The organism is Amycolatopsis sp. NPDC026612 (assembly GCF_040638285.1).
In the GTDB taxonomy this organism is placed as follows: domain Bacteria; phylum Actinomycetota; class Actinomycetes; order Mycobacteriales; family Pseudonocardiaceae; genus Amycolatopsis.
In genome coordinates, this window is sequence record NZ_JBEZYB010000004.1 from 83,039 (window position 1) to 106,791 (window position 23,753).

At 66.3% G+C, this 23,753-nt stretch carries 22 protein-coding genes and 1 tRNA gene; 15 read left to right on the forward strand and 8 right to left on the reverse strand.

Going from position 1 to position 23,753, the window contains the following annotated elements; all coding sequences use genetic code 11:
- Nucleotides 1-13 precede the first annotated feature (13 nt).
- On the reverse strand, nt 14-889 hold the full coding sequence (locus AB0F15_RS05890) for a LysR family transcriptional regulator (RefSeq protein WP_360265823.1): 876 nt from the start codon (nt 887-889) through the stop codon (nt 14-16).
- 70 nt (nt 890-959) lie between these two features.
- Here AB0F15_RS05890 and AB0F15_RS05895 point away from each other — a divergent pair, with 70 nt between their 5' ends.
- A complete protein-coding gene (locus AB0F15_RS05895) occupies nt 960-2,231 on the forward strand; it encodes an MFS transporter (protein ID WP_360265826.1) in 1,272 nt (423 codons plus the stop codon).
- 236 nt (nt 2,232-2,467) lie between these two features.
- Nucleotides 2,468-2,644: a hypothetical protein gene (locus tag AB0F15_RS05900; protein ID WP_360265828.1), complete on the forward strand. Its 177-nt coding sequence runs from the start codon at nt 2,468-2,470 to the stop codon at nt 2,642-2,644.
- Nucleotides 2,645-2,693: 49 nt separating this feature from the next.
- On the opposite strand, the gene AB0F15_RS05905 is transcribed toward AB0F15_RS05900, so the two are convergent.
- Nucleotides 2,694-5,612: a tetratricopeptide repeat protein gene (locus tag AB0F15_RS05905; protein WP_360265830.1), complete on the reverse strand. Its 2,919-nt coding sequence runs from the start codon at nt 5,610-5,612 to the stop codon at nt 2,694-2,696.
- Nucleotides 5,613-5,760: 148 nt separating this feature from the next.
- Between AB0F15_RS05905 and AB0F15_RS05910 the strand changes: the two genes are divergently transcribed.
- From AB0F15_RS05910 to AB0F15_RS05935, 6 genes are all read left to right on the forward strand, one after another.
- Complete coding sequence (locus AB0F15_RS05910; RefSeq protein WP_360265833.1) at nt 5,761-6,423, forward strand: hypothetical protein; 663 nt, start codon at nt 5,761-5,763, stop codon at nt 6,421-6,423.
- A complete protein-coding gene (locus tag AB0F15_RS05915) occupies nt 6,410-7,270 on the forward strand; it encodes a hypothetical protein (RefSeq protein WP_360265836.1) in 861 nt (286 codons plus the stop codon). Before AB0F15_RS05910 ends, AB0F15_RS05915 begins: the two co-directional genes overlap by 14 nt.
- 57 nt (nt 7,271-7,327) lie before the next feature.
- Entirely contained in the window at nt 7,328-8,215 is an 888-nt protein-coding gene (locus AB0F15_RS05920; protein WP_360265839.1) for a restriction endonuclease, read from the forward strand.
- A gap of 94 nt (nt 8,216-8,309) precedes the next feature.
- Nucleotides 8,310-8,681 carry a hypothetical protein gene (locus AB0F15_RS05925; protein WP_360265842.1) on the forward strand — a complete coding sequence of 124 codons (372 nt, stop codon included), beginning with the start codon at nt 8,310-8,312 and terminating at the stop codon, nt 8,679-8,681.
- Nucleotides 8,678-9,409 (forward strand): hypothetical protein, encoded by a 732-nt coding sequence (locus AB0F15_RS05930; protein ID WP_360265844.1) that lies wholly within the window; start codon nt 8,678-8,680, stop codon nt 9,407-9,409. Before AB0F15_RS05925 ends, AB0F15_RS05930 begins: the two co-directional genes overlap by 4 nt.
- Nucleotides 9,410-9,852: 443 nt before the next feature.
- Nucleotides 9,853-11,012 (forward strand): IS3 family transposase gene (locus AB0F15_RS05935; protein WP_360265847.1). Its coding sequence is split into 2 segments (ribosomal slippage): nt 9,853-10,131 and nt 10,134-11,012, totalling 1,158 coding nucleotides; the frame shifts between segments, so codons are not numbered across the junction.
- Nucleotides 11,013-11,177: 165 nt separating this feature from the next.
- On the opposite strand, the gene AB0F15_RS05940 is transcribed toward AB0F15_RS05935, so the two are convergent.
- The 5 genes from AB0F15_RS05940 to AB0F15_RS05960 form a co-directional block, all read right to left on the reverse strand.
- On the reverse strand, nt 11,178-11,330 hold the full coding sequence (locus tag AB0F15_RS05940) for a hypothetical protein (RefSeq protein ID WP_360265850.1): 153 nt from the start codon (nt 11,328-11,330) through the stop codon (nt 11,178-11,180).
- Nucleotides 11,331-11,531: 201 nt separating this feature from the next.
- Entirely contained in the window at nt 11,532-14,624 is a 3,093-nt protein-coding gene (locus tag AB0F15_RS05945; protein ID WP_360265853.1) for a type I restriction endonuclease subunit R, read from the reverse strand.
- Complete coding sequence (locus tag AB0F15_RS05950; protein ID WP_360265856.1) at nt 14,621-15,808, reverse strand: restriction endonuclease subunit S; 1,188 nt, start codon at nt 15,806-15,808, stop codon at nt 14,621-14,623. Before AB0F15_RS05950 ends, AB0F15_RS05945 begins: the two co-directional genes overlap by 4 nt.
- The gene (locus tag AB0F15_RS05955; protein WP_360265859.1) at nt 15,805-16,617 is read right to left on the reverse strand and encodes a hypothetical protein; all 813 of its coding nucleotides are present in this window, start codon (nt 16,615-16,617) and stop codon (nt 15,805-15,807) included. Before AB0F15_RS05955 ends, AB0F15_RS05950 begins: the two co-directional genes overlap by 4 nt.
- The gene (locus AB0F15_RS05960; protein WP_360265862.1) at nt 16,604-18,184 is read right to left on the reverse strand and encodes a type I restriction-modification system subunit M; all 1,581 of its coding nucleotides are present in this window, start codon (nt 18,182-18,184) and stop codon (nt 16,604-16,606) included. Before AB0F15_RS05960 ends, AB0F15_RS05955 begins: the two co-directional genes overlap by 14 nt.
- 367 nt (nt 18,185-18,551) lie before the next feature.
- Between AB0F15_RS05960 and AB0F15_RS05965 the strand changes: the two genes are divergently transcribed.
- On the forward strand, nt 18,552-18,725 hold the full coding sequence (locus AB0F15_RS05965; RefSeq protein ID WP_360265865.1) for a hypothetical protein: 174 nt from the start codon (nt 18,552-18,554) through the stop codon (nt 18,723-18,725).
- Between the two features lie 240 nt (nt 18,726-18,965).
- Nucleotides 18,966-19,289 carry a hypothetical protein gene (locus AB0F15_RS05970; RefSeq protein WP_360265868.1) on the forward strand — a complete coding sequence of 108 codons (324 nt, stop codon included), beginning with the start codon at nt 18,966-18,968 and terminating at the stop codon, nt 19,287-19,289.
- A 154-nt stretch (nt 19,290-19,443) separates the two neighbouring features.
- Here the strand turns inward: AB0F15_RS05970 and AB0F15_RS05975 are convergent.
- Nucleotides 19,444-19,516: transfer RNA gene (locus tag AB0F15_RS05975), tRNA-Arg, on the reverse strand.
- Between the two features lie 271 nt (nt 19,517-19,787).
- Between AB0F15_RS05975 and AB0F15_RS05980 the strand changes: the two genes are divergently transcribed.
- From AB0F15_RS05980 to AB0F15_RS06000, 5 genes are all read left to right on the forward strand, one after another.
- Nucleotides 19,788-20,441 carry a response regulator transcription factor gene (locus AB0F15_RS05980; protein ID WP_360265871.1) on the forward strand — a complete coding sequence of 218 codons (654 nt, stop codon included), beginning with the start codon at nt 19,788-19,790 and terminating at the stop codon, nt 20,439-20,441.
- Complete coding sequence (locus AB0F15_RS05985) at nt 20,442-21,050, forward strand: TRIC cation channel family protein (protein WP_360265874.1); 609 nt, start codon at nt 20,442-20,444, stop codon at nt 21,048-21,050.
- Between the two features lie 66 nt (nt 21,051-21,116).
- Nucleotides 21,117-21,809: a response regulator transcription factor gene (locus tag AB0F15_RS05990; protein WP_360265877.1), complete on the forward strand. Its 693-nt coding sequence runs from the start codon at nt 21,117-21,119 to the stop codon at nt 21,807-21,809.
- Nucleotides 21,806-23,215 carry a HAMP domain-containing sensor histidine kinase gene (locus AB0F15_RS05995; RefSeq protein ID WP_360265879.1) on the forward strand — a complete coding sequence of 470 codons (1,410 nt, stop codon included), beginning with the start codon at nt 21,806-21,808 and terminating at the stop codon, nt 23,213-23,215. Before AB0F15_RS05990 ends, AB0F15_RS05995 begins: the two co-directional genes overlap by 4 nt.
- Before the next feature lie 44 nt (nt 23,216-23,259).
- On the forward strand, nt 23,260-23,691 hold the full coding sequence (locus AB0F15_RS06000; protein WP_360265882.1) for a hypothetical protein: 432 nt from the start codon (nt 23,260-23,262) through the stop codon (nt 23,689-23,691).
- Nucleotides 23,692-23,753 lie beyond the last annotated feature (62 nt).

Below are 23,753 nucleotides of genomic sequence, written 5' to 3' on the forward strand. Positions count from 1 at the left end.
GGCGGCAAGCAGGTCAAGCCGTTGTCATCGCGGGCCGGAGCAGGCGGGCGGTGGCGAGCAGCGCGGCGATGCTCGGTTTGTGCTCGTCGCGCCGCCGCCACGTCATGGTGACGTCGGTGGTCGCGCCGGCCAGCGGGACGGCGACCGCACCGCCGGGTTCGACCAGGGCCGGCACGATCCCGCACCCCATCCCGGCGGCCACGCACCGCGCGAGGGCGGCGAGGCTGCCGACCTCGGCTTCGACGACGGGCCCGTCGATCCGGTCCAGCATCTCCCGGAAGCCGCAGCCCTTGGACGTCGCCAGGAAACCGGCGCCGTCGAGGTCGCCGGGCCGGACTTCGTCGTTGTCCGCCAACGGATGTCCCGGCGGGACGAGGACGACGAGTGGTTCGGTGCCCAGCGACGCACTGGCGAGAGCCGGGTCGGCGGGCGCGTCGCCGAAGGTGAAGCAAACGTCCATTTCGGACCGTTGCACGGCCTGGTAGAGCTCGCCGCGGCTGCCCTCTTCGAGCCTGACCCGCACACGCGGCCACCTCGTCCGGTACGCGCCGAAAAGGACCGGGATCCGTTGCGCGCACAGTGTTTCCAACGCGCCGATGGTCAGGTCGCCTTCGGGTTCGCCACGCTCCTCGTCCACCGCGGCCCGGGCTTCTTCGACGAGTTCGAGCACCTGATCCGCGTACCCGACGAGCCGTTCGCCGGCGCCGGTGAGCCGTAGCCGCCGCCCGCGTTCGAACAGCTTCGAGCCGAGCTCGGCTTCCAGGGCCTGGACCTGCTCGGTGACGCTGGACTGCGCGTAGTGCAGCTCGGCGCCGGCGTGGGTGAAGTTGAGCGTCCGCGCGACGACGCGGAAGGTACGCAGGTGGCGCAGTTCCATGGCCTCCCCCATCGGAGTTCCCGATACCGGCCATCGTAACTGCCTGCTTCCATCGATGTCACCGAGCGTCCAGGCTTTCCCCGTGGCAAGACTCCTCATCGGCCTTTCGCTGGGCTACTTCCTGGTGCTGGACACGACGATCGTGACGGTCGCGCTTCCGGCCCTGTCTCCTTCATTGCCCGCGCAGCAATGGATTTCGAACGGCTACACGCTGACGTTCGCCGCGTTCCTCCTGGCGGCGGGAGCGTGGTCGGACCGCTTCGGCGCCCGCCGGGTGTTCTTCGCCGGCCTGGTCTCGTTCGCGGCCCTGTCCGGTTTGTCGGCGCTGTCGTTCTCGACGTCCCTGTTGATCGCGCTCCGGGCCCTCCTCGGCGTCGCAGGAGCCCTTCTGGTGCCTTCGTCGCTGTCGCTGATCGCGGTGGCGTATCCGGCACCCGCCGCGCGGGCGAAGGCGATGGGCGTCTGGGCCGCGGTGAGCGGAACGGGCCTGGTGGCGGGCCCCCTCTTGGGCGGCCTCCTGACCGAGGCGTTCGGCTGGCGGGCGATCTTCCTGGTCAACGTCCCGGTGGCGCTGATCGCCCTGACCCTGGCCCGCTCGGCGCCTTCGACCCCCGCGAGGCCCGGCCGGATCGACGTCGTGGGCCAGGTATCCGCCGTGGTCGCCTTGTCGACCTTGGTCTACGCCCTGATCGAACGCGGCTGGTCGTGGGGCGCCTTGGTGCTCTCCGCCGCCGCGGCCGCGGTGTTCGTGCGGTCCCAGCGGACGCTCCCCGCGCGCCTGTTCCGGGCTCGCGCGTTCCCGCTGGGGCTGGCGGCGGGCGCGATCGTGAACTTCGGTTTGTCCGGCGTGCTGTTCGTGCTGTCGCTGTATTTCCAGGAGACCCGCGGTTACCCGCCGTCGATGACGGGATTGGCGTTCCTCCCGTTGACGATTCCAACGGCGTTCAACCCGATTTTCACCGGCCGTTTGGTGGCTCGCGTCGGGCCACGGATTCCGGCGCTGGCCGGTTTTCTGCTGATGGCCGGAGGCACCCTGATCCAGGCGTGCTCGACCTCGGCGGCCCTGTCGGTGGTCGCGCTGGCCCTGCTGGGCTTCGGGGTGTCGCTGGCGATCCCCTCGCTGCTGACGGCGGTGGTCGCAGCGGCGCCGCCCGACCTGACCGGCGTCGCCGGCGGGGCGTTGAACGCGGCCCGCCAGACGGGCGCGGCCCTCGGCGTGGCGGTCCTCGGGGCCCTGCTGACCAGTACGACGACGGTGATCACGCTGGTCACGGCGGCGGCCCTGCTCCTGGCCGGGGCGCTGGTCGTCGCGGCGATCCCGGTGGCGAAGACCGGCCTCGTGCGGGCCCGCTGAGCCCGGAGGCCGCGTTCCCCCCTCGAGAACGCGGCCTCCGGGTGTGCCTGCGCAGCATCCGCGCCGCGTGTGGACAAGAAGTGGACAGCGCGTGGATACGACGGAGGAAACTGTTTCCTGTTCGTTTGTGAAACAGGAAACCCCTTGTCGGTCAATGTGGCGGAGCGAATCCTCGGTGGTGCGCCAGGAAATTATCCGAAGCGCTCAGAAATCACCGTTTCCGAGGAGGATTCGTCATGTCCAAGAAGCTGCTCAAAATCGGTGGCCCGGCGCTCGCGATCTGCGCCTTCGCGGCGCTGCCGCTGCTCGGCTCCACCGCGGCGTCCGCGGACGACACCGGTGGGGCGCCGGCCGCCGCCGTCGTCACCCCGACGCCGACGGACACCACCGACGGCAACCCCTGGCACGGTTGACGGGCCTGCCGTGGGTGGCGGCCTTCCCGCCGCCACTCACGGCGACCGCTCACCGCGGGCCGCAGACACACCCGAGCGCCGAGCGTTCTTCCCGTACTTCGCCGGCCTCCGGCAGGCCGAGCGCGGCGAACCCGTCCTCGGCCGCGGCCCAGTGCGTGACGGCGCCTTCGTGGTCGCCCATTGCGTGCAGCGTCTCCGCCACGCCGCGGTGGGCACGGGCCCGGTAGGAGCGGTTGCCGCTGCCGTCGGCCAGGTCCAGGGCCGATTTGCCGGCGGTGAGCGCCTCCTGCCGGGCGCCACGGGCCAGCGCCGTCGCACCCCGGTCGAGGTAGAGCTGGGTGCGCAGGTCGGCGTCCGGCACGTTCGCCGCCACCTCCCTGGCCTTGTCGTGGTAGCGCACGGCTTCGGTGTACCGGCCGCGCTGCCGGTACACGTTCCCGATGTTGTTCAGCGCGTAGGCCTCGACGCAGTGGTCACCGACCTCGGCGGCGTGCCCGTGGGCGTCGGTGTAGCTGGCCAGTGCTTCGGAGAGCAGACCGAGCTGTTCCTGCACGGAACCGAGGTTGTTGAGCGTGTGCGCCACGCCGTGGACGTGGCCGATCTCCCGCAGCATCCGCGCGGCGGATTCGTGCTGGTGCAGCGCGACTTCCAGGTTGCCGTGCTGTTCGTTGAGGTAGCCGAGCATGCTCAGCGCGTGGGCTTCGCCCCGCCGGTCTTCGGTCTGCTCGTACTTGGCCAGCGCGGCCTCGAGGTGGGCCATCGCCTGGTCGTGCCGGCCCAGTTCCATCGTGGGGATGGCGAGCGCGCACAGCGTGGCCGCTTCGCCACGCGGATCACCGAGGCGGCGCCATTTGGGCAGCGCCTTCGCGGCGAGTTCCAGTGCCTCGGCGAGCTGCCCGCGCCGGTCGTGCGCGGTGGCCAGCCGCAGCAGGACGTGCGCCTGGCCGTAGTCGTTGCCCGCGTCGGCGGAGACGATCTTCCAGGCGAGTTCGAGCGTGCCGATCCAGTCCTCGAACTGGTTCGTCGTGTGCAGGTAGCGCCACAGGAGCACGGCCAGCCGCCAGGTGTGCTCGGGCAGCGCGTGCGCGGCGGCGTAACGGATGGCGGCCACGAGGTTGTCGCGTTCGGCGACGATCCACCGCAGCCCGGCGCCGGCGTCGGCGAAGACCGGCGTCACCGGGCACGACCGGTCCGTCGTCGAGGGCAGCTGAGCACGATCGAAGGGGTACGCGGCGCGGACCGCGGCCGCCAGCGTGACGAGGTAGTAGTCGAGCAGCCGCACCAGCGCGGGCTGGGGAGCCGGCTCGGCGGCGGCGAACTCCTTGAGCGGGTCGAGCATCTGGTACCGCTCGGGTGCGGCCTCCTCCAGCAGGCTGACCTCGTGCAGGTCGTCGAGCAGCAGCCGCGCCTCGGTGACGTCGCAACCGGCCAGCGCCGCCCCGCCTGCCACGTCGACGTCCGGCCCGGGCAGGCTGCCCAGCAGCCGGAACAGGGCGCGCTGCGGCTCTCCGAGCTGCTGGTAGGACGCGCGCACGGCGGCGGTGCCGTCACCGTCCTCGGTGCCCCACGGCCCGTTTTCTTGGAGCAGCCGGAGCAGGTGCTCCAGCGGCCACCGGTCGTGCCGCCGGAACAGCGCGGCCGCCACGCGGATGGGCATCGGGAGGAAACCGCACCGCGTGACCACCGCGGCCACTTCGGCCGCGCGGCCGCGCACCCGCGCCGGCCCGGCGAGCGTGAGGAACAGCTCGACCGCCTCCTCGGGCGGCAACGGCGAGAGCCTGATGTGCTCGCCGGTGTCGGCGTCGCCCATCCGCCGGCTGGTGACGACGGCGAGGCAGCCGTCCGCTTCGGGCAGCAGCGGCCGGATCTGCTCCGCCGACGCGGCGTTGTCCAGCACGACGAGCGTGCGGGTGCCCCAGAGCGTCGTCTGGTAAAGCGTGATCTTCCGGCCCACGGTGGCCGGGATCTGTTCGGCCGGCACGCCGAGTTCGATGAGCAGCTCGGTGAGGGCGTCGCCGACGCTCGTGGGGGAGACACCGGGGGTGAACCCGTTGAGGCGCGCCAGGAGCTGGCCGTCGGGGAACCGGTCGCGCAGGCGATGGGCCGCCTCGACGGCCAGGCCGGTCTTGCCGACACCCGGCGCGCCGCTGACCCAGACCGCGCGCCGCCCGGCCGCGGCGGCCCTCTCGATCGCGGCGATTTCCGCGGCCCGGCCGGTGAACCCGCCGGGCCGGGACGGCAGTGAGCTGGGCGGATCGCCCTGTTCGGCCCGCGCGGCCAGCTTGCGCAGCACCGGCCCGGGTGCCATCCGCAGCTTGGCGAGGGCGTCGCGAGTCGTGTGGAAGACGCGGAGTGCGCCGACCTGGTCGCCGCCGGCGAGCAGCGCGCGCATCAGCAGCTCGGCGTGCTTCTGACTGGCCGGATCGGCCTGGACGAGCGGCCGCAGGCGGTCGCGCGCCGAGCGGTGGTCACCGGCCTCGAGCTCGAGTTCGGCGAGGTCACCGACGACGTCGCGGTAGCTCTCGTCGGGCGAGATCACCTCGGACCCGCCGACGCGGTCGATGTCGATGTCTTCGAGGAACTTCCCGCGCCACAGGCCGACGGCCTCGCGCAGCAACGCGATGGCCCGGCGCGGGTCGTCGCCGCGGACGTCCGCGGCTTCGGCGCGGAGCCGGGCGAACCGCGCGGTGTCCAGCTGGTCCTCCCCGACCCGCAGCAGGTAGCCGGTCGGGGTGGTTTCGATGGTCGCGTCCCCGACGACGTCCCGGAGCCGTTTGATGTAGCTGCGCACCAGCGTGGGGCGGGTTTCCCGGCCGGCCCAGACGATCTCGGTGAGGCGCGCGGGCGTCACCGGCTTGTTCGCGTGCAGGAGCAGCACGACGAGGACGAACCGCTGCTGCTGGTCACCCAGCTGCACCGGCGCGCCGTCGTGCCACGCCTCCAGCGGGCCGAGCATCCGAAACTCCACGCGGCCTCCCCGGCGTCAGCTTGCTGTCCTCTTTTGATGTCGCGCAATCGGCCGTCCGGGTTTCGGTAATCCGCATTTCTTGCACGTTCGATACACGCGGGGTTGCCAGACTCCGCCGGTTCGAATCAGGGGTGAAGGAGAAACCGGTATGGGGTCCGACGTGTTGCCGTGCTACGTGGCCTGCGACATCTCGCTTTCGATGGCCGACCATTTCGACGAGCTGACCACGGGACTGCGCGAGTTCCGCGGCGCCGTCCACGCGGACGCGTCGGTCACGGGCCGCGTGTTCTGCAGTGTGGTGGGGTTCGGGGAGAAGCCGCAGGTGGTCCAGTCCCTGCTTCCGATGGACGACCTCGCCGAGCTGCCCGAGCCGGGCCCGTGCGCGGGCACGAACTTCGGCCCGCTGTTCACGTTTTTGCGCACTCTGATCGACCGCGACGTCCTGGCGTTGGAGCGCCACCGGCTGCTCGTCCACCGCCCGCTGGTGTTCTTCCTGTCCGACGGCCAGCCCACGGACCCGGTGACCTGGCCGTCGGCGTTCGCCTCGCTGACGGACCCGGCCTGGCCGTTCTGCCCCCTCGTGGTGACGTTCGGCGTGGGCGACGCGGACCAGGAGGCGCTGGACCGCATCGGCACGTTCCGCACGTACCTGGGCCGCGACGGGGTCCGCATGGGAACGGCGTTGATCGCCTCGGTGATGCACGTTCTGTCCACTTCCCGTCCACCGGCTGACCGCACCCTGTCCCAACGGGGGTCCGCAAGGGGGTTGCCATGGAAACGCACTGAAGGAGACGACCGTGGAGCGCGCTGAACTGGTCCGGGAGCTGAAGTCCCTCCGCAAGGGACGGGGTCTGCAGGCGAGCAGGCTGCCGGACCGGGTCGGTCCATCGCTTCGATCGACGTGCGCGATTGCGGAGTCCGACGGAATGGTGGCGATCCGCACCAAGGTGTCCGGCCGGCTGTCAGAGCTGGCGGCCCACCTCCCGGACGACCTGCGGGTAGCGACGCTGGCGGCCTTCGCGATTTCGCCGGAGGCCCGCCAGCCGCTGTACCAGGATCGGGTGCGCTGGGCAGCGGACCGCCTCGACCGCGACCCCCGCACGGTGCGGCGTCGCGTGGACGAGGCGATAGAGCTGCTGGCGGAGCTGGCCATGGGCGCACCGGACAACTCGTCGCCGGGAAACTGGCACACGGCATCGTTGACGGTCGCACTGGTGCTCGACGAGCCGTGCGTGTTCGAGCAGCACCGGGTGGTGGCGGACCAGGACGGTCTTCGGTCTTTCGACCTGGCTGCCGGCGCACCTGACGGCATGGTCCTCTACGGCGGAACGCTTTCGGAGGGCTGCGCCGTGGAGCTGCCCCGCCCGCTGTCCCGCGGCGAGTCGTGGGAGTTCGCGGCGGTGTTCGCGGCGGAGCCGGCCACACACATGGTGTACGTCCCGCGCCACCGGTGTGAGGTGTTCGACCTGCGTGTGCGGTTCGGCAAGGCGGGACCGGCGGAGGTACTTACTCTGGACGGCGCGTTCGAGAGGGACATCTCGGACCCGGGTTACCGGGGGCGGGCGCTTCCGGTGGATGCAGCGGGGGAGGTCCACCTGCAGTTCCGTCACCTCACTCCCGGGCTGGTGTACGGGGCCCGGTGGGCGGAACAGCCGTGAACGTCCATGCGACGATGGACGACCGCACTGGACGATTCAAGAACTGGAAGTCGATCGGTGACCACCGCAGAGAAAAACGTGGAGATTCCGCCGGCGCACACGCTGGTCTGGCCGGTCGTGCGTGCGCTGCGAGAGCTGGGTGGCTCCGGCCGGATCGACGAGATCAACGACAAGGTCGCGCAGCTCGAAGGCTTCACCGATGAGCAGCAGCAGTTCGACGGCCGGAACAACGGGCTGGAGATCCCCTACCGGCTGAGCTGGGCCCGCACGTTCGCGAAGAAGCGGGACTTGCTGGACAACGTGAGTCGTGGCGTGTGGGCGCTGACGAAGGACGGCCAGGAGGTCGACCAGGCGGAGGTCGAGCGGCGTCGCGTCATGGACACGCGAGACAACAAGAAACGTGCCACCTCGGAATCGACCCTCTCGTCCGTTGGCTCCGGCGACGACGAAACCATGGGCGTACTCGACGGCGATGACGACATCGAACAGAACTGGCAAGCCACAGCCTTGGCCGCGCTCCAGGCCATGGCACCGGACGCGTTCGAACGGCTGTGCCAACGGCTTCTGCGCCAAGCCGGATTCATCAACGTCGCCGTCACCGGCCGATCCGGAGACGGCGGGATCGACGGCGTCGGAACCTACCGGATGTCGCTCGTCTCGTTCCCCGTTTTCTTCCAGTGCAAGCGCTATGTCGGCTCGGTGGGTTCAGCGCAGGTGCGCGACTTCCGCGGCGCGATGATCGGCCGCGGCGAGAAAGGGCTGCTCATCACCACCGGCACTTTCACCGCCTCGGCTCGTGCCGAAGCCACTCGCGACGGTGCCCCGCCGCTCGACCTCATTGATGGCGAGGAGCTCGTGGAGTTGCTGCGGGAGCACAAACTGGGCATCACCACCGAGCTGGTCGAGCAGGTCACGGTGCACCCGGGGTTCTTCGACTCGATCTGAGCGGCGAGCTCCAGCCGCACGGGAACAGTGGTTCACGTGCGACCGGCGAGCACGGGTGAACCGATCCGCGAAGGCCTGACTACTCTGCCATCTCGTGACTCGACGTTTGCCGAAGTCCTCGAAGCAGTTGGTCGGCCGGTGGCGGCTCGTGGCGATGAGTGGCTGGGACCGCGAAGACATCGACCTGGACGAACCCGGGTTCATCGAGTTCGCCGCCGACGGAACCGGGCAGATCAGGGTCATCGCCGTCACCGGGTGGCTGGACTGCCGCACGATCGAACGTGACGGCTCGCCCGGCGTCGAGTTCACCTGGGAAGGTGTCGACGAAGGCGATCAGGTCAGCGGACGCGGCTGGGCGATCCTGGTCGGCGACACGATCGAGGGGCATCTGTTCTTCCACCTCGGAGACGACTCGAGTTTCCGAGCGAAGCCGTTCACCGGCACTGACGAACCAGACGAGCCGTGAGCGAATACCAGTACTACGAGTTTCTGGCGATCGATCGGCCGCTGGAAGTCGGCGAGCGGGCCGAAGTCCGGTCTTTGTCCACCCGGGCGACGATCAGCGCTACCAGCTTCGTGAACGAATATCACTGGGGCGACTTCAAGGGTGACCCGCGCCGTCTGATGGAGCGTTACTACGACGCGCACCTGTACGTCGCCAACTGGGGCACCCACCGCGTGATGTTCCGCCTGCCGCGTGACTTGCTCGATCCGGATGTCGTCGAGGACTACTGCGTCGGTGAGGGGGCGAGCGCTTGGGTGGCGGGCGAGTTCGTCGTGCTCGGCTTCACGAGTGAAGACGACACCGGCGAGTTCGATTTCGACTACGACCCCGAGAACCTGCTGCCGGCGATCGTCGGAGTTCGCACCGAACTCGCCGCCGGTGACCTCAGGCCGCTCTACCTCGCCTGGCTGGCGGCTTACGGCGCTTGGGAGCGCGATGAGGACGCTTTCGGCCGCGAAGCTGACGCTGATGTCGAACCACCGGTCCCGCCCGGGCTGGACTCGCTCACCGCGGCGCAGCGAGCGCTTGCTGACTTCCTCCGCCTCGACGACGAACTCCTCGTCACTGCGGCCCAGGCATCTCCGCCGCTGGAGGAAGCCGCAGACGGCCCCGGATCGGCTTCTCGTACGTGTCTTGCTGGGGGAGGGCGTGTGGGTGCGAACGGAGCTGCTGCGCCATTACCGCGGTGACGCCGCTTCGGCCATCCCCCGCCGGACCGTAGCCGACCTGCTCGACGCCGCAGCGCGTCGGCGGAACTCATCGCGAGCGTCGCCCTGGCCCGTGAGCGTGCCGAAGACGAGGCACGCCGGGAACTAGCACTTTCCCTGGCCCGCGAGGGACGGCTCAACAGACTCGCCGAGGAGGGAGACGCCGCGTGGTCGCGTGTCGACGCGCTGATCGCCACCCGCAAACCGGCCGGCTACGCCGCCGCCGTCACACTGCTCACCGATCTCCGAGCGCTCGCCGAACGCGAGAACCTCGACGACGCGTTCGCCTCACACATCACCGCATTGCGGCAAACGCACGCGCGCAAACCCAGCTTCAATCGAGCTGGCATCTGATGTTGGGTCTGCCCAGACTTTGGTTGACACCTCACGTGTGAGGCTTCGGCCTCGCCTGGAAGGATGTCACCGTGCCCAAGCCCCACCCCCGTGAGTTCCGTGACGACGTCGTCGCCGTGGCCCGCCGCGGCGATACCCCGCTGAAGCAGGTCGCCAAAGACTTCGGGATCTCCGAGTCATGTCTGGCCAACTGGCTGCGCGCCGCCGACGTCGAGGATGGCACCCGGGCCGGCGTGACCCGGGACGAGTCCGCCGAGCTACGCGAGTTGCGTAAGCGCAACCGGCTGCTGGAGCAGGAGAACGAGGTCCTGCGGAAGGCCGCCGCCTACCTCGCGCAGGGCAACCTGCCGGGAAAATAGCCTTCCCGCTCGTCCGTGAACTGGCCGCGGCCGGCGCCCCGATCAGGGTGCCGGTCGCGGTGACGTGCAGGGTGCTGGGCATCTCCCGGCAGGCCTACTACCAGTGGTGCACGGCTCCGGTCTCGCAGCGGGACTGGGTCGACGCGCAGCTGATTAACGCCGCGCTCGAGATCCACGCCGACGACCCGGCCGACGGGTACCGGTTCATCGCCGATGAGCTCGCCCGCCGTGGTTTCACCGCGTCCGAGAACCGGGTGTGGCGGATCTGCTCGATGCAGCAGATTTTCTCGCTGCACGCCAGGAAGAAAGGCCGCTCACGCAAGGCCGGGCCGCCGGTGCATGACGATCTCGTGCGCCGGGATTTCACTGCCACTGCGCCGAATACCAAGTGGTTGACCGATGTCACCGAGCATCCCACCGGTGAGGGCAAGCTGTACTTGTGTGCGGTCAAGGACTGCTACTCCAACAAGATCGTCGGCTACTCCATCGCCTCGCACATGCGGGCCTCACTCGCGGTCAGCGCGCTGCGGAACGCGATCGCGCTGCGCGACCCGCGCGATGTCGTGGTCCACTCCGACCGCGGCGCTCAATTCCGGTCGGGAGCCTACCGGCGCCTGCTGCGTGCCCACGGGCTGACCGGGTCGATGGGGCGGGTCGGTGCCTGTGGTGACAACGCAGCGATGGAATCGTTCTTTTCGTTGCTGCAGAAGAACGTTCTCGATACCCGACGTTGGCGCACCCGCGAGGAACTCCGGTTGGCGATCGTGTCCTGGATCGAGACGAAGTACCACCGCAAACGCCGACAACGGGGGCTGGGCAAGCTCACCCCGGTCGAGTTTGAGACCATCTACACGACCGCAGCAGCGGCCTGAGAAACAGTCAGCTCCGGTGTCAACCGAAGTCTGGGCAGACCCGTTTTCGAGTACCAACCGTCTGATGCTGACGCAACGCATGTTCTGAGTGCCCCCGGCAGGAGCGCCAAAGGGTGGGGAATAGGGCTGACCAGCGGTTTCAGGTTGGATGCTTGTTCGTGCAGGCTATTTCATGCTGTAGTAGTGCTCGCGTGCGGTGGCGCTGATGCCGTTTCGGTGGTGCCACAGCACTACGTCGCGGATGACCGCCGCCTGTTGCAGGCCATGACGCTCAGCTTCGGCGCCGTCAACGAGGTTGATCTCGAAGACGACGTCCACGGCTTCATGTTGCTGCTGGCGGCGGGTCCGCTGCCTGGAGTCCGGAGTTGTGTTCATGCTGCGATCTGAGCATCAGCACGTCTCAGCGCTTTGCGGTCGACGCTTTGCAGTCCATTGCGGCCTTGTTTCCCGGCTCGGCGTCGATCCAGTGTACAGGAAGAGGTCCTGGTGGATACCTGCTGAACGGAGATCGGTCAGCCATCAAGCCCCGCCTCCGCGAGACGTGAGACCAAAGAAGCGCTCGAAGAACGTGCCGAGCTTCGTCAACACCCGCTGCTTCTTCTCGCCGTGACCGCCGTCGGCTGAGAAGCGTGAGACCGGTGGAAGCACCTTGGTGATTGCCGTACCGCTAGCCCTGATCTCGCCGTTGCGGAAGGCGGTCTCGATGAAGGCTCGGGCCTCGTCAGGTCTGAGGTTCTCGTCCTCGATGATTGCGTTGAGCTCTTCGGCACGGCGCTTTGCGACGTAGGCGGCCCACTCCTCGCCGAGGTCGCCTGTCGCCGATATGGAGTCGACGAAGTCCTCGACCAGGTCCTTCTTGTTGCGCAAGCTCGGACTCGCATCGATAGCGTGGGAGATGGTCGCCCGGATCTCCCGATCCTCATTGACCCCCTTGGCTTCGCGGTACTTCTGGACCAGCATCAAGATGAAGTCGACGTTGATCTCGACCTGCTTGATCAGCTCGATCTCGAAGACGACATCGTCGACGATCGACTCCTTCTCGGCCTTCTTCTCCTTCTTGAACTCCGCGTAGAGGTCCAGGTAGACGCTTCGGTAGTCCTGGCCTTGGCGCTCGGTCAGGATCACGTTACCGGCGAATTCGTCAAAGCTGGTCAGGATGTTATCTAGTCGCAGAATCTGACCGAACAGGGTGATGAACGCCTTCTGTGCCGCCTCGCCGACGATCGGCTGGCCGAGTGGGAACTGCGTGAGCAGCTCCTGGGCCTTCTCTGCGTACTCGGTGTAGTACTCGGCGTATGGCTTGAGCAGGACGATGCCTTTGGCGTCCTTGTTGCCGAACAACGCGATGGCGTCGTTGGTCTCGTCCTCCAGGTCGCGGAAGCTGACGATGTTGCCGTAAGTCTTGACCGAGTTCAGGATGCGGTTGGTTCGCGAGTAGGCCTGGATGAGGCCGTGATTCACCAGCCGTTTGTCGACAAACAACGTGTTCAGCGTCGTGGCGTCGAAGCCGGTCAGGAACATGTTGACCACGATGACCAGGTCGATCTCGCGGTTCTTCAGCCGGAGCGACAAGTCCTTATAATAGTTCTGGAACTTGTCCGAGCTGGTGTCGAAGCTCGTGCCGTAAAGTGCGTTGTAATCCTGGATCGCGGCTTCAAGGAAGTCGCGCGACGACTGATCGAGTTCGCCTGTCTCGAAGCCCTCTTCGTCGAGGTAGTCGTCGGCCACTGCCTCGTTGGCGGCGTAGGAGTAGATCAGCCCGATCTTGAGCTTGCGGTCCGGCGTCAGGTCAGCCTGCTGCTCCTTGAAGCGGGTGAAGTACCGCTTGGCTGCCTCAATCGAGGCAGTAGCAAACAGGGCGTTGAAGCCGTGGACACGGCGCTCGCTCAGCGAGTAGTGCTCCGAGCGGCGGGTCTTCTGGTCGAAGTGCTCTAGCGTGTAGCCGACGACCTTGGTCAGCCGCTCCGGCGCGAGCAGAGCCTTCTCGGTGTCGATGGCCGACACCTGCTTGTCCGTCAGGCCGGCGGAGACGCGGACGGTGTTGACGTAGTCGATGCGGAAGGGCAGGACGTTCTTGTCACTGATGGCGTCAACGATCGTGTAGATATGGATCGCCATCTGGTGGCCCTCAGGCGGGCAGCTGACCGGATCACCGTGCAGGAAGCAGCCGAATGCCTGGGCCGTGGTGCGGAGCTTCCGGTTGCCGCTGGTGCCCGCGTTGGCGGCGAAGATCGGAGTACCCGTGAAGCCGAACAGGTTGTACCGCTTGAACGTCTCGATGATGGCGGAGTGCATGTCGCCGAACTGCGAGCGGTGACACTCGTCGAAGATGATCACGACATGGCCGCTGTAGATGTCGTGGCCCTTGTTGCCGCCGATGAAGGTCGCCAACTTCTGGATCGTAGTGATGATGATCCGCGCGCTCGGGTCCTCAAGCTGCCGCTTGAGCACCGCAGTCGAGGTATTGGAGTTGGCCGAGCCCTTCTCGAAGCGGTCGTACTCCCTCATGGTCTGGTAGTCCAGGTCCTTGCGGTCGACGACGAATAGCACCTTGTCGACGTCAGGCATCCGACTGGCGAGTTGGGCTGCCTTGAAGCTAGTCAGGGTCTTGCCCGACCCGGTCGTGTGCCAGACGTAGCCACCTGCCTTAAGGGTGCCGAGCTGCTTGTAGTTCGTCGAGATCTCGATCCGGTTCAGGATCCGTTCGGCCGCCACGATCTGGTACGGACGCATGACGAGCAGCAGTCGGTCGGCCGTCAGGACGCAGTACTTGGTCAGGATGTTGAGCAGCGTGTGCCGGGCGAAGAAGGTCTTGGCGAAGGCCGCCAGGGCCTGGATCGGCTTGTTCTGGGCGTCTGCCCACCACGAAGTGAACTCGAACGAGTTGCTAGTCTTGCGGGTCTTCTTGCCGCCCGACTCGCTGATGTGCTGGCGACGGGTGGTGTTGGAGTAGTACTTCGTCAGCGTGCCGTTGCTGATGACAAAGAGCTGGACGTACTCAAACAGGCCCGATCCGGCCCAGAAGCTGTCCCGCTGGTAGCGGTCGATCTGGTTGAACGCCTCGCGAATGTCCACGCCCCGACGCTTCAGCTCGATGTGCACCATAGGGAGACCGTTGACCAGGACAGTCACGTCGTAACGGTTGGCGTGCTTGGTGCCGCCTTCGCCCGCTCCGATCTCGTACTGGTTGATGACTTGCAGGCGGTTGTTGTGGACGTTTTTCTTGTCGAGAAGGCTGATGTTCTTGGTCGTGCCGTCGTCCCGCTTCAGGACCTGGACATGGTCCTCCTGGACGCGGACAGTCTTCTCGACGATGCCCTCGTTGGCCCCAGCAATCTTCTCGGTGAAGAACCGTTCCCACTCCGAGTCGCTGAAGGTGATGCCGTTGAGGAGCTCGAGCTGGGTGCGAAGGTTGGCGACGAGCTGGTGGTCCGAGGTGATCCGGAGGTACTCGTATGCCTGGGATTGCAGGATCGCGACGAACTCGCTCTCAAGGTCTGCCTCCGACTGGTAGGTCGCGGCGAGTACGGCGTCCGGGATGAACTCGGCGACGACCGTACTCTCCGAGCTGACCGCGATCGGGTCGTACTGGCGTGCTGGAGCCTCACTCATGCCAAGAGCCTCTCGAAAGCGAAGAGTCTGTCGCGGTAGTACGCGTACTGCTTGTGACGACCGATTATCTCGTCGGACAGACTCCTCACGAGACCGCCGACTGAGGCCTCCAAACTATCCAGCGTAGAGACGATTCGTGCCTGATCGCTAAGCGTTGGCCACGGGATTCGGATCGAATTAAGATTCACCTTGTTCAACTTTGGCTGAGCGGCGCCCGTGACGTACGGGGCAAGGTCGATGGAGTTCAGGTATAACTCAACAAACCGCCGTTCCGTATCCGTCGCGAACTCGAGGACGTGCGCATGGTTGTTCACCCAGGACTTGCCAGAGATCGAGAATGCTATTGGAGTTGAACGAGCCAGGAGATTGGCGCCATCCTCTGACACCAAAAGATATTTGCCATCAAAGATGAAATCGCTCACGTAGTCGACAATGCCGGATGCGCCATAATAGGGAATTTTTCCTGAGACCCGCGCCGACTTTGTCACGGGGCGACGATGACTGTCGAGGTCTACAGATACTTCAGGAAGCGTTATTGCATGAACGTCGCCGCCACTAATTGTCAGTAGCTGCGTGCGGAAGAAATTAAACTGTTCCCTGCGAACCTTCATCTCCGCGCCGAGCTGGGCCTTCAGCTCAGCCTCAAACCTGGAGTAGCGGTCAAGGATCAGCGCGATCTCCGCCTGTATTTCGATTGGCGGCACGGGGATGAGGATCCTGGCCAAGGCGTCGCCCGAGATTCGCCGCACTTTTGTACCGGTGATGCTACGCTTCTTCTGATTCTGGAACTGATCAGATTGGAGGTAGTAAGCGACAAATTTCGGATCGAGCGTGTGACGGTAGATGTATGCGTCCCCACTAATTGCGACATCCTCGTCGCCAAGCCAAGCAACGGCTTTGGCGACTGCCTTGTCGTCCTCGCTTGTCGTAACCACAATCAAGTCACCTGAAGCAGCTCGGCGAAGTGACTTGGCGAAGTCGGGATCCACAAATGAGACGGTCTTCGTAGTCCAGGTCCCGTAAATCGTATGAACCTGGCCGTAGTGGATAGCAGATACGCCTTCGTCTGTCAGATTACTTTTTTGGAGACCATTTCCACGAATGAACTCGCCGACATCCCCGAGTGCCTTGAGCGGAACTCCTTCGGGTGCAAGCGCCTTGAGCAGGTCATCGATCCGACTCACGAAACGGCCCTCTCTCCCGCGATCTCATCGATGTTGTCGACACCCCAACCGAGTTCATCGATGGCCTTGGCAAAGACGTTGTCGCGATTGACTTCCTCGACAACGCCAAGTACCAGCTGAAGGCAAGGGTTGAACTTCTTGAGCGCCTCGTCCTCGCTGGAGTTGCCATGGATTACCTCGCTCAGCTCGCTAAACAGAAGATATCCGTTAGCGGAAAAGCGTTGCGGAATGATGTTCCGCTTCTCATTGACCTCTCGGAGCACGTCCTTGAAGGGGCGCCGTTTCCCCCTGGGAGTGGTAGTCGCAATCATGGCGATCTCTGCGACCTCAAATGTGATCGATTCAAATATCTTGCGCAGATAGATCATCGACCCGGCTCCCAGTTGCTCTTCGTACGCAAGCTGTGCGCGCATGAGCAGGTCCGCAAAAGGTCCAGCAGTCGATCCAACTCGATCGGCACGATCCCGCAGGTTCTCGGTGTATCGCTCGATTTGAACAGTCGGTGCCCGGTCGAACATGTCGCCCACACTTCGCAGAAGGAACCATACTTCCACCGAAGCCCGACACGCACCGCATCTCAGTGCGGCGTCAATGCTTACAGCCTGGTCGCCTAAGCTGAGGCACGAGAGCTCATCTCCCGATTCAAACGTGCGCTGGTCATCACATTGACGGCAGTGAAAATTGTGAAAGACCTTGCCGACCTTGATCCGCTTGTGTCGGCCCCAGCCGAGTCGGCGACTGTCAAGAAATCCCTCTACCTGCACGGGGGTGGGGTCTGGTGCCCTAGAAAGCAGGTCAGACAACCTCATTTCCCCCTGCTTCCAGGCTTGCGACGATCTCATCGATAGTAGACCTGAGTTCCGCCTGTCGAGCAACCACCCTCGCAAGCTCCATGTTCAGATCCGCAATGTCTACCGCTTCCGTGGTGTCTTCACCCTCGACGTAAGAAGCGACGGTGAAGTTATAAGTTTTGGCAGCAATGTCATCGTTCAGGACCAACTTGGCGAAGTGGTCTATGTCCTCGCGGGCCATATAAGCCGCGAGGATATTTTGCTGGTTGACCTCCGACAGTTTGTTCTTGTTGCCGGGTCGGACCGACTCGGCAGTGGCGTCGATGAACAGTACTGCATTGTCCTTCTTCGACTTCTTGAGCACCAAGATGCAGGTCGCGATGGTTGTGCCGAAGAAGAGGTCTGGCGGCAGCTGGATGACGGCGTCGACGTAGTTGTTGTCGATTAGGTATTTTCGGATCTTCTGTTCTGCACCACTGCGGTACAGCACACCTGGGAACTCGACGATGGCTGCTGTGCCGTTGACCGCCAACCACGAGAGCATGTGCATCGTGAAGGCGAGGTCGGCCTTGCTCTTCGGAGCGAGGATGCCAGCCGGGGCGAAGCGCGGGTCGTTGATCAGCAGCGGGTTGGCGTCGCCCTCCCATTTGATCGAGTACGGCGGATTGGAGACGATCGCCTCGAACGGCTCGTCGTCCCAGTGGGCCGGTTCGATGAGGGTGTCGCCGTGGGCGATGCTGAACTTTTCGTAGTTCACGTCGTGCAGGAACATGTTGATGCGAGCCAAGTTGTACGTGGTCAGGTTGATCTCTTGACCGAAGAAGCCTTGGCGGACCTTGTCCTTGCCGAGGACCTTGGCGAACTTGAGTAGCAGCGAGCCTGAACCGCAGGCGGGGTCATAGACCTTGTTGACTGACTTCTTGCCGACGACCGCGATGCGGGCCAGGAGTTCGGAAACCTCCTGCGGCGTGTAGTACTCGCCACCGGACTTGCCGGCGTTGGCCGCGTACATCTGCATCAGATACTCGTAGGCGTCGCCGAACGTGTCGATGGTGTGGCCGTTGAAGTCGCCGAGGTTCAGATCGCCGATGGCGTTGAGCAGCTTGACGAGCTTCTCATTCCGACGAGCCACCGTGTTGCCGAGCTTGGCGCTGTTGACGTCGAGGTCATCGAACAGACCCTTGAGGTCGTCCTCGGAGTCGGTACCCTTCGCCGAGCCCTCGATGTTGCCGAAGATCCGCTCGAGCGTCTCATTCAGGTTCTCGTCGCGAGAAGCGCGCTTGCGGACGTTGACGAACAGCTCGCTCGGGAGGATGTAGAAGCCCTTCTCGGCGACGGTCTCCCGGCGACCGAGTTCTGCTTGCTTGTCACTCAGCGTGGCGTAGTCGAACGACTCGTCGCCGGCCTTACGTTCGCCTTCGTTGATGTAGGCCACAAGGTTTTCGGAGATGAACCGGTAGAAGAGGATGCCGAGGACGTAGCTCTTGAAGTCCCAGCCGTCGACCGAGCCACGTAGGTCGTTGGCGATACGCCAGATGGTCTTGTGCAGCTCGCCGCGCTGGGTCTCTTTGACGCGGTCAACCATCAAGACGCCTCTCCGCTGAGGCAACACCACGTTGCAGTTGGCTGGTGGTCGCGTTCCATGTACCCCTCCATTGTGCCACGCGTACGAACATACGTTCGATGGGCGGTTCGTGAAGATCAGCGAGCCACCTTACTCAGGATGTCACGGACCGCCGAGACGACTGCGGAGCCTCACCGCGACAAGACGTGCCAGTGAACGGCTGCGCGCGTCTGGTCGGCGGGAACAGCTTGTAGCTGCGGGCATCCAGCGCAGCGGCGGTGAGCTCGCGCCCGTCGAACGGGCCACGCCAGTCTGAGGTGTGGGTCACTGAGAGGTGGGATGGCAACGTCCGCGCGATCCATGTTCGTCGGGTTATCGCCTGGAGCCCGTGCATGAGGTGCTGGTGCTGGTCGGCCTCGACACCTTCATCCAGACCCAAGAAGTCAGCGGCCACCGCTTCGGCTCCCGCACCGCTGCTGGAGCCAACACCAAGCACCAGCAGACCAAACGGTCCCACCTTTCCGCACCTACCTCTTCTGCGACCTTTGTGGACGGCGCGTGAACGGCAAGACCCGCAAACGGGCCGACTACGCCTACGCTCACAAGAAGGCATACCTCCCCGCCGGCCACCCAGCAGCCGGTGGCATCTTCATCCGCGAGGACCACCTGCTGGAGAAGGTCAACGCCTTCCTGTCCGACCACGTCTTCGGCGACTACCGTCGCCAGCTGCTCGACGCCAACCTCCGCCATCTCGACGCCACCGTGGCACGAGAGCGGGAACAGCAGGTCACCGGATCCGTAGGTGATCGCCGACATCGATGTCAAGATCAAGCGGACGATCCGCAACTTCGAACTCATCGACGACCCCGACGAGGACTTCGTTCGCGACATCAACGAGTGGCGCGCGGAGCGCCGGGCCCAGCGCGAGCAGCTGGAGGGACAGCTCGCAGAGATCGAACAGCGCATCCTGGCCGCACCCAATCCCGGCCTGCTCGATGCGCTCTCCGTGATGAAGGTCGAAGTCGACCAGCTATCCGAGGAACTGGCCCGAGCCCTGTTCGAAGCCCTCCGGCTGGGGATCCGCTACCACCGCGACACCCACACCGCCACCTGCCGTGTACCCTGACCGGCCCCGCCATCACTGCTGCCAGCCGAACCGCCCACGACGGGGCTGTCATCTCGCTCGACGATGCACGGCAGCGCCGTCAACAGCGTAAAGAAGAGAATGCCGGACAGGACCGCCGCCCATCGGGTGACGGTCTTGTTCCCGTCCTTAGTAGTGCCCCCGGCAGGATTCGAACCTGCGACACCCGCTTTAGGAGAGCGGTGCTCTATCCCCTGAGCTACGAGGGCATGTCCTGCCGAGTCGAGCCTAGCGGACGTAAGCCGCGAGAGGCACGGGGGCACGGATGGAGGAGCCCGACTCTCGTCGTCACCCACGTGAGTGGTTCTGTGGGCCTGGCCGACGCGGGGGTACACCCTGGCGCACCGCCGACCGAACCTGACCTGGACGGACCAGCCCGTCACCTGGTCGTGTCTGGTTTCGAACTGCTGAACAACAGTAGGTAACCTTCGTTAACGGGACGCGGGGAGCCGCTCCCACCGGCTGTTGCGGAGGGCTTCGTTGATCAAGCTCATGTTCGCCGACGACGAGGAACTGGTGCGCTCGGGCCTGCGCGCGATGATGTCGGGGGCCCAGGACATCGAGATCGTGGGCGAAGCTTCCGACGGCAGATCCGCGGTCGAGGTCGCCCGCCGGTATCACCCTGACGTGGCTCTTCTCGACATCAAGATGCGCGCTCCCGACGATGGCATCCGTGCGCTGAGGGCCATCCTCGCCCTCCCCGACCCGCCCACCGTGGCCATGCTGACCACCTTCGACATCGACGAGTACGTCAGTCTCGCGCTCAGGCTCGGTGCCAACGGCTTCCTGCTCAAGGACATCGACCCCGCCGCGCTGCTCAGGGCCGTCAGGGATCTCGCCAGGGGTGGCGCCGTGCTCGATCCGGGCGTCGCCGCGCGGATGGTGCAAACCCATCGGGACGAACAACGTGCTGCTCAGCCCGCTCGCAAGCTGCTTGCCTCGCTGTCCGATCGGGAACGGGAGGTCGTCGCGCTCATCGGGCAGGGGCTCAGCAACGCCGAGATCGGCGGGCGCCTGCACCTCTCCGAAGCCACCGTCAAGGGGTACGTCTCCGCCGTGCTCTCCAAGATCGGCGCGGCCAACCGGGTGCAGGCCGCGCTGCTGGCCTACCGCGGTGGGCTGCTCGACCAGTAGATGCTGCTCACGGCGCTGGAGTTCGTCGGGCTCGTCGCCTTCGCCGCGTCCGGCGCGCTCGCCGCCGTGCGGGCCCGGCTCGACGTCTTCGGGGTCGTTGTGGTCGGGCTCACCACCGCGCTCGGCGGTGGTGTCATCCGGGACGTGCTACTCGGCATCCACCCGCCCACGACGCTGCGGAATTGGTCCTACCTCGCCGTTTGTGCCGTGACCGCGCTGGTCGTCTTCGTCTTCCACCCGCAGGTCGCGCGGCTGCGGCGGGGCGTTCTCCTGGCGGATGCGCTCGGGCTCGGCGTCTTCGCCACCGCCGGGACGACCATCGCGCTCAACGCCGGCGCCACCGTCTACGCCGCGTGTCTGATCGGGATGACGACCGGCATCGGCGGCGGTGCCGTGCGCGATCTGTTGCTCCGGGAAATACCGCTCGTCCTGCGGAAGGAGATCTACGCCGTGGCTGCGCTGGCCGGCTCGGCGCTCGTCGCCGTCGGTCACGCTGTGCGACTGCCGGAGGGGCCGGTGACCGTCGTCGCGGCCGCTGCGGTCGTCACCGTCCGGATGGTCGCGCTGTGGCGGCACTGGAACGCGCCGGTCGCGCGGGGTCCCGAGTGAGAAATCCTTTGTGAGTTCTGCGTGTGTTCTTAGGCGGGTCTCAGCACGCTGCGTAAAACTACAGCCATGCGCATCCTTGTGGTGGACGACGACCGCGCCGTCCGTGAGTCGCTGCGGCGGTCCCTGGAGTTCAACGGCTACCAGGTCCAGCTGGCCAGCGACGGTGCGCAGGCCCTGGAGGCGATCATCGCCGACCGGCCGGACGCCATGGTCCTGGACGTCATGATGCCCCGGCTCGACGGCCTGGAGGTCGCCCGCCGCCTGCGCAGCACCGGTGACGACCTGCCGATTCTCGTCCTCACCGCCCGCGACACCGTCTCCGACCGGGTGTCCGGGCTGGACGCCGGCGCCGACGACTACCTGCCGAAGCCCTTCGCGCTCGAGGAGCTGCTCGCCCGGCTGCGGGCGCTGCTGCGCCGCGCCAGCCCGGAGGCGCCGAACGGCCAGGCGTCGGAGGCGCTGGCCTTCGCAGATCTGACCCTCGACCCCGGCACGCGGGAGGTCCGCCGCGGCGGACGCGAGATCAGCCTGACCCGGACTGAATTCGCCCTGCTGGAACTGTTCCTTTCCTACCCGAAGCACGTCCTCACGCGTGGCCGGATCCTGGAGGAAGTATGGGGTTACGACTTCCCGACGTCGGGCAACGCGCTGGAGGTCTACGTCGGCTATTTGCGCCGCAAGACGGAGGCCGAGGGGGAGCCGAGGCTGATCCACACGGTGCGGGGAGTGGGGTACGTCCTGCGGGAAACCCCGCCGTGACCGAACCCGGCGACCCCCGCGGCACGCGCTGGGGCGCCCGCCGGTTCTCGCTGCGCGGCCGGGTGACGCTGCTCGCCGCCGCCTGTGTCGCCGGTGCTGTCGCGCTGGTGTCGATCGGCGCGTACATCGTCGTGCGCAGCAACCTCTACCAGCAGCTCGACGACAGCCTGATGGCGCGCGCGCAGGCGGCCGCCGACTCGCCGCAGGTGCAGACCGAGCTGCGGCAGGTCCCCGGTGCCTTCCTGGCCAGCGCCGACCTGCAGATCGGGCAGCTCAACGCGGCGCCTGACGTCCAGCACGCCGTGATGACCTACCCGCTGTCGAGTTCGGCGCCGCCGTTCGGGCAGGACGAGCTGGCCGTCGCGAACGGTGATTCGGCGGAGTCGCTGCGGACGGACTTCCGCTCCGACAGCCGCGTGGTTGCGCTGCCGACCGGCCACGGCGAGGCGATCGTGCTGGCGCAGTCGATGGGGCCGACCAAGCGCACGCTGAACGAGCTCGCGCTGGTGCTCTTCCTGATCGGCGGCGCCGGCATCCTGGTCGCCGCCGCGGCGGGCACCGCGGTCGCGCGCACCGGCCTGCGCCCCGTCGACCGGCTGACGTCGGCCGCCGAACGCGTCGCCAAGACCGGCGACCTGCGGCCCATCCCGGTCAGCGGCGACGACGAGCTGGCGCGCCTCACCCAGACCTTCAACACCATGCTCGGCACGGTCGCGGACTCGCAGGAACGCCAGCGCCAGCTGGTCGCGGACGCCGGACACGAGCTCCGGACACCGTTGACGTCGCTGCGCACCAACCTCGAGCTGCTGCTCGCCGCGAGCAAGCCCGGCGCGCCGCCGCTGCCGGACGACGACCGGATCGACATCGTCGCGGACATCAGCGGCCAGCTCGACGAGCTGACGCAGCTCATCGGCGACCTGGTCGAGCTCGCGCGCCAGGACGAGCCGCGCGAGCGCTTCGAACGCGTCGAGCTGCTGGAGGTCGTCGAGCGGGCGCTCGACCGGGCGCGGCGGCGCGCGGGCGACATCAACTTCGACGTCTCGCTGCAGCCGTGGGTGCTCACCGGCGACAACAGCGCGCTCGAACGCGCGGTGCTGAACCTGCTCGACAACGCGGTGAAGTTCTCGCCGCCCGACGCGACGGTCTGGGTGCGGCTGTACCCGCTCGGCGACGGCACCGCCGTCGTCGAGGTCGCCGACGCCGGTCCGGGCATCGCCGAGGAGGACCTGCCCAAGGTGTTCGACCGCTTCTACCGCTCGTCGGAGGCGCGGACGCTGCCGGGTTCGGGCCTCGGGCTGGCGATCGTCAAGCACGCGGCCGAGCGGCACGGCGGAGCGGTCTACGCCTCTCAGGCACCCGAAGGCGGTGCGTTGATGACGATCCGGCTGCCGGGGGCGCCCGGCTGACTGGTTCGCGAGACGCCGACGGCGGAATCGGCCAGGATCGGCGGATGTCCTGCCGTGAGCTGGTCCGCCGTTGCCTGGTCGCGGCGGCGAGTGGGCTGGTCGCGACACTCGTCTTGTGGGCGTTCCCGTACCGGGAAATGTGCACCGGCCCGGCGTGCCTGGTCATCGCGATGTTCGTCGTACCGCTCGCGGTGTTCGGTGCGGCGCTGATCGCGTACGTCCTGTTGGCGCTGGCGCGCGTCCGTCCGGCCTGGCCCGTCGCGCTGGCCGGGCCGCTCATCGTGCTCTCGCTGGTCACCACCGTGCTCGACCTGGTGGCGTGCCCCTTCCCGCTGTTCTGCGCGGTGGTCGCCGGCTGTTACGTGCTCGCGGCGCTCGTCACCGCGGACGCACTGCCGCGCGCGTGGCGAGTTGCGCTCGCCTCGCCCGTGGTGGTGTTGTTCGGCTGGGGCGTGGTGCTGCCGATCGTCCTGTGACCTGGTCGTTCGAAAGTTCACCCGCGTCGGCTCTGCGGATCTCGTGTTGAATCGTGTAGGAT

What these genes read in the sequence shown, in the direction of transcription:
- AB0F15_RS05890 (WP_360265823.1), bottom strand. Translation starts at nt 889, where the DNA reads ATGGGGGAGGCCATGGAACTGCGCCACCTGCGTACCTTCCGCGTCGTC.
- AB0F15_RS05900 (WP_360265828.1), top strand. Translation starts at nt 2,468, where the DNA reads ATGTCCAAGAAGCTGCTCAAAATCGGTGGCCCGGCGCTCGCGATCTGC.
- AB0F15_RS05910 (WP_360265833.1), top strand. Translation starts at nt 5,761, where the DNA reads ATGGGGTCCGACGTGTTGCCGTGCTACGTGGCCTGCGACATCTCGCTT.
- AB0F15_RS05945 (WP_360265853.1), bottom strand. Translation starts at nt 14,624, where the DNA reads ATGAGTGAGGCTCCAGCACGCCAGTACGACCCGATCGCGGTCAGCTCG.
- AB0F15_RS05955 (WP_360265859.1), bottom strand. Translation starts at nt 16,617, where the DNA reads ATGAGGTTGTCTGACCTGCTTTCTAGGGCACCAGACCCCACCCCCGTG.
- AB0F15_RS05960 (WP_360265862.1), bottom strand. Translation starts at nt 18,184, where the DNA reads ATGGTTGACCGCGTCAAAGAGACCCAGCGCGGCGAGCTGCACAAGACC.
- AB0F15_RS05985 (WP_360265874.1), top strand. Translation starts at nt 20,442, where the DNA reads ATGCTGCTCACGGCGCTGGAGTTCGTCGGGCTCGTCGCCTTCGCCGCG.
- AB0F15_RS05990 (WP_360265877.1), top strand. Translation starts at nt 21,117, where the DNA reads ATGCGCATCCTTGTGGTGGACGACGACCGCGCCGTCCGTGAGTCGCTG.
- AB0F15_RS06000 (WP_360265882.1), top strand. Translation starts at nt 23,260, where the DNA reads ATGTCCTGCCGTGAGCTGGTCCGCCGTTGCCTGGTCGCGGCGGCGAGT.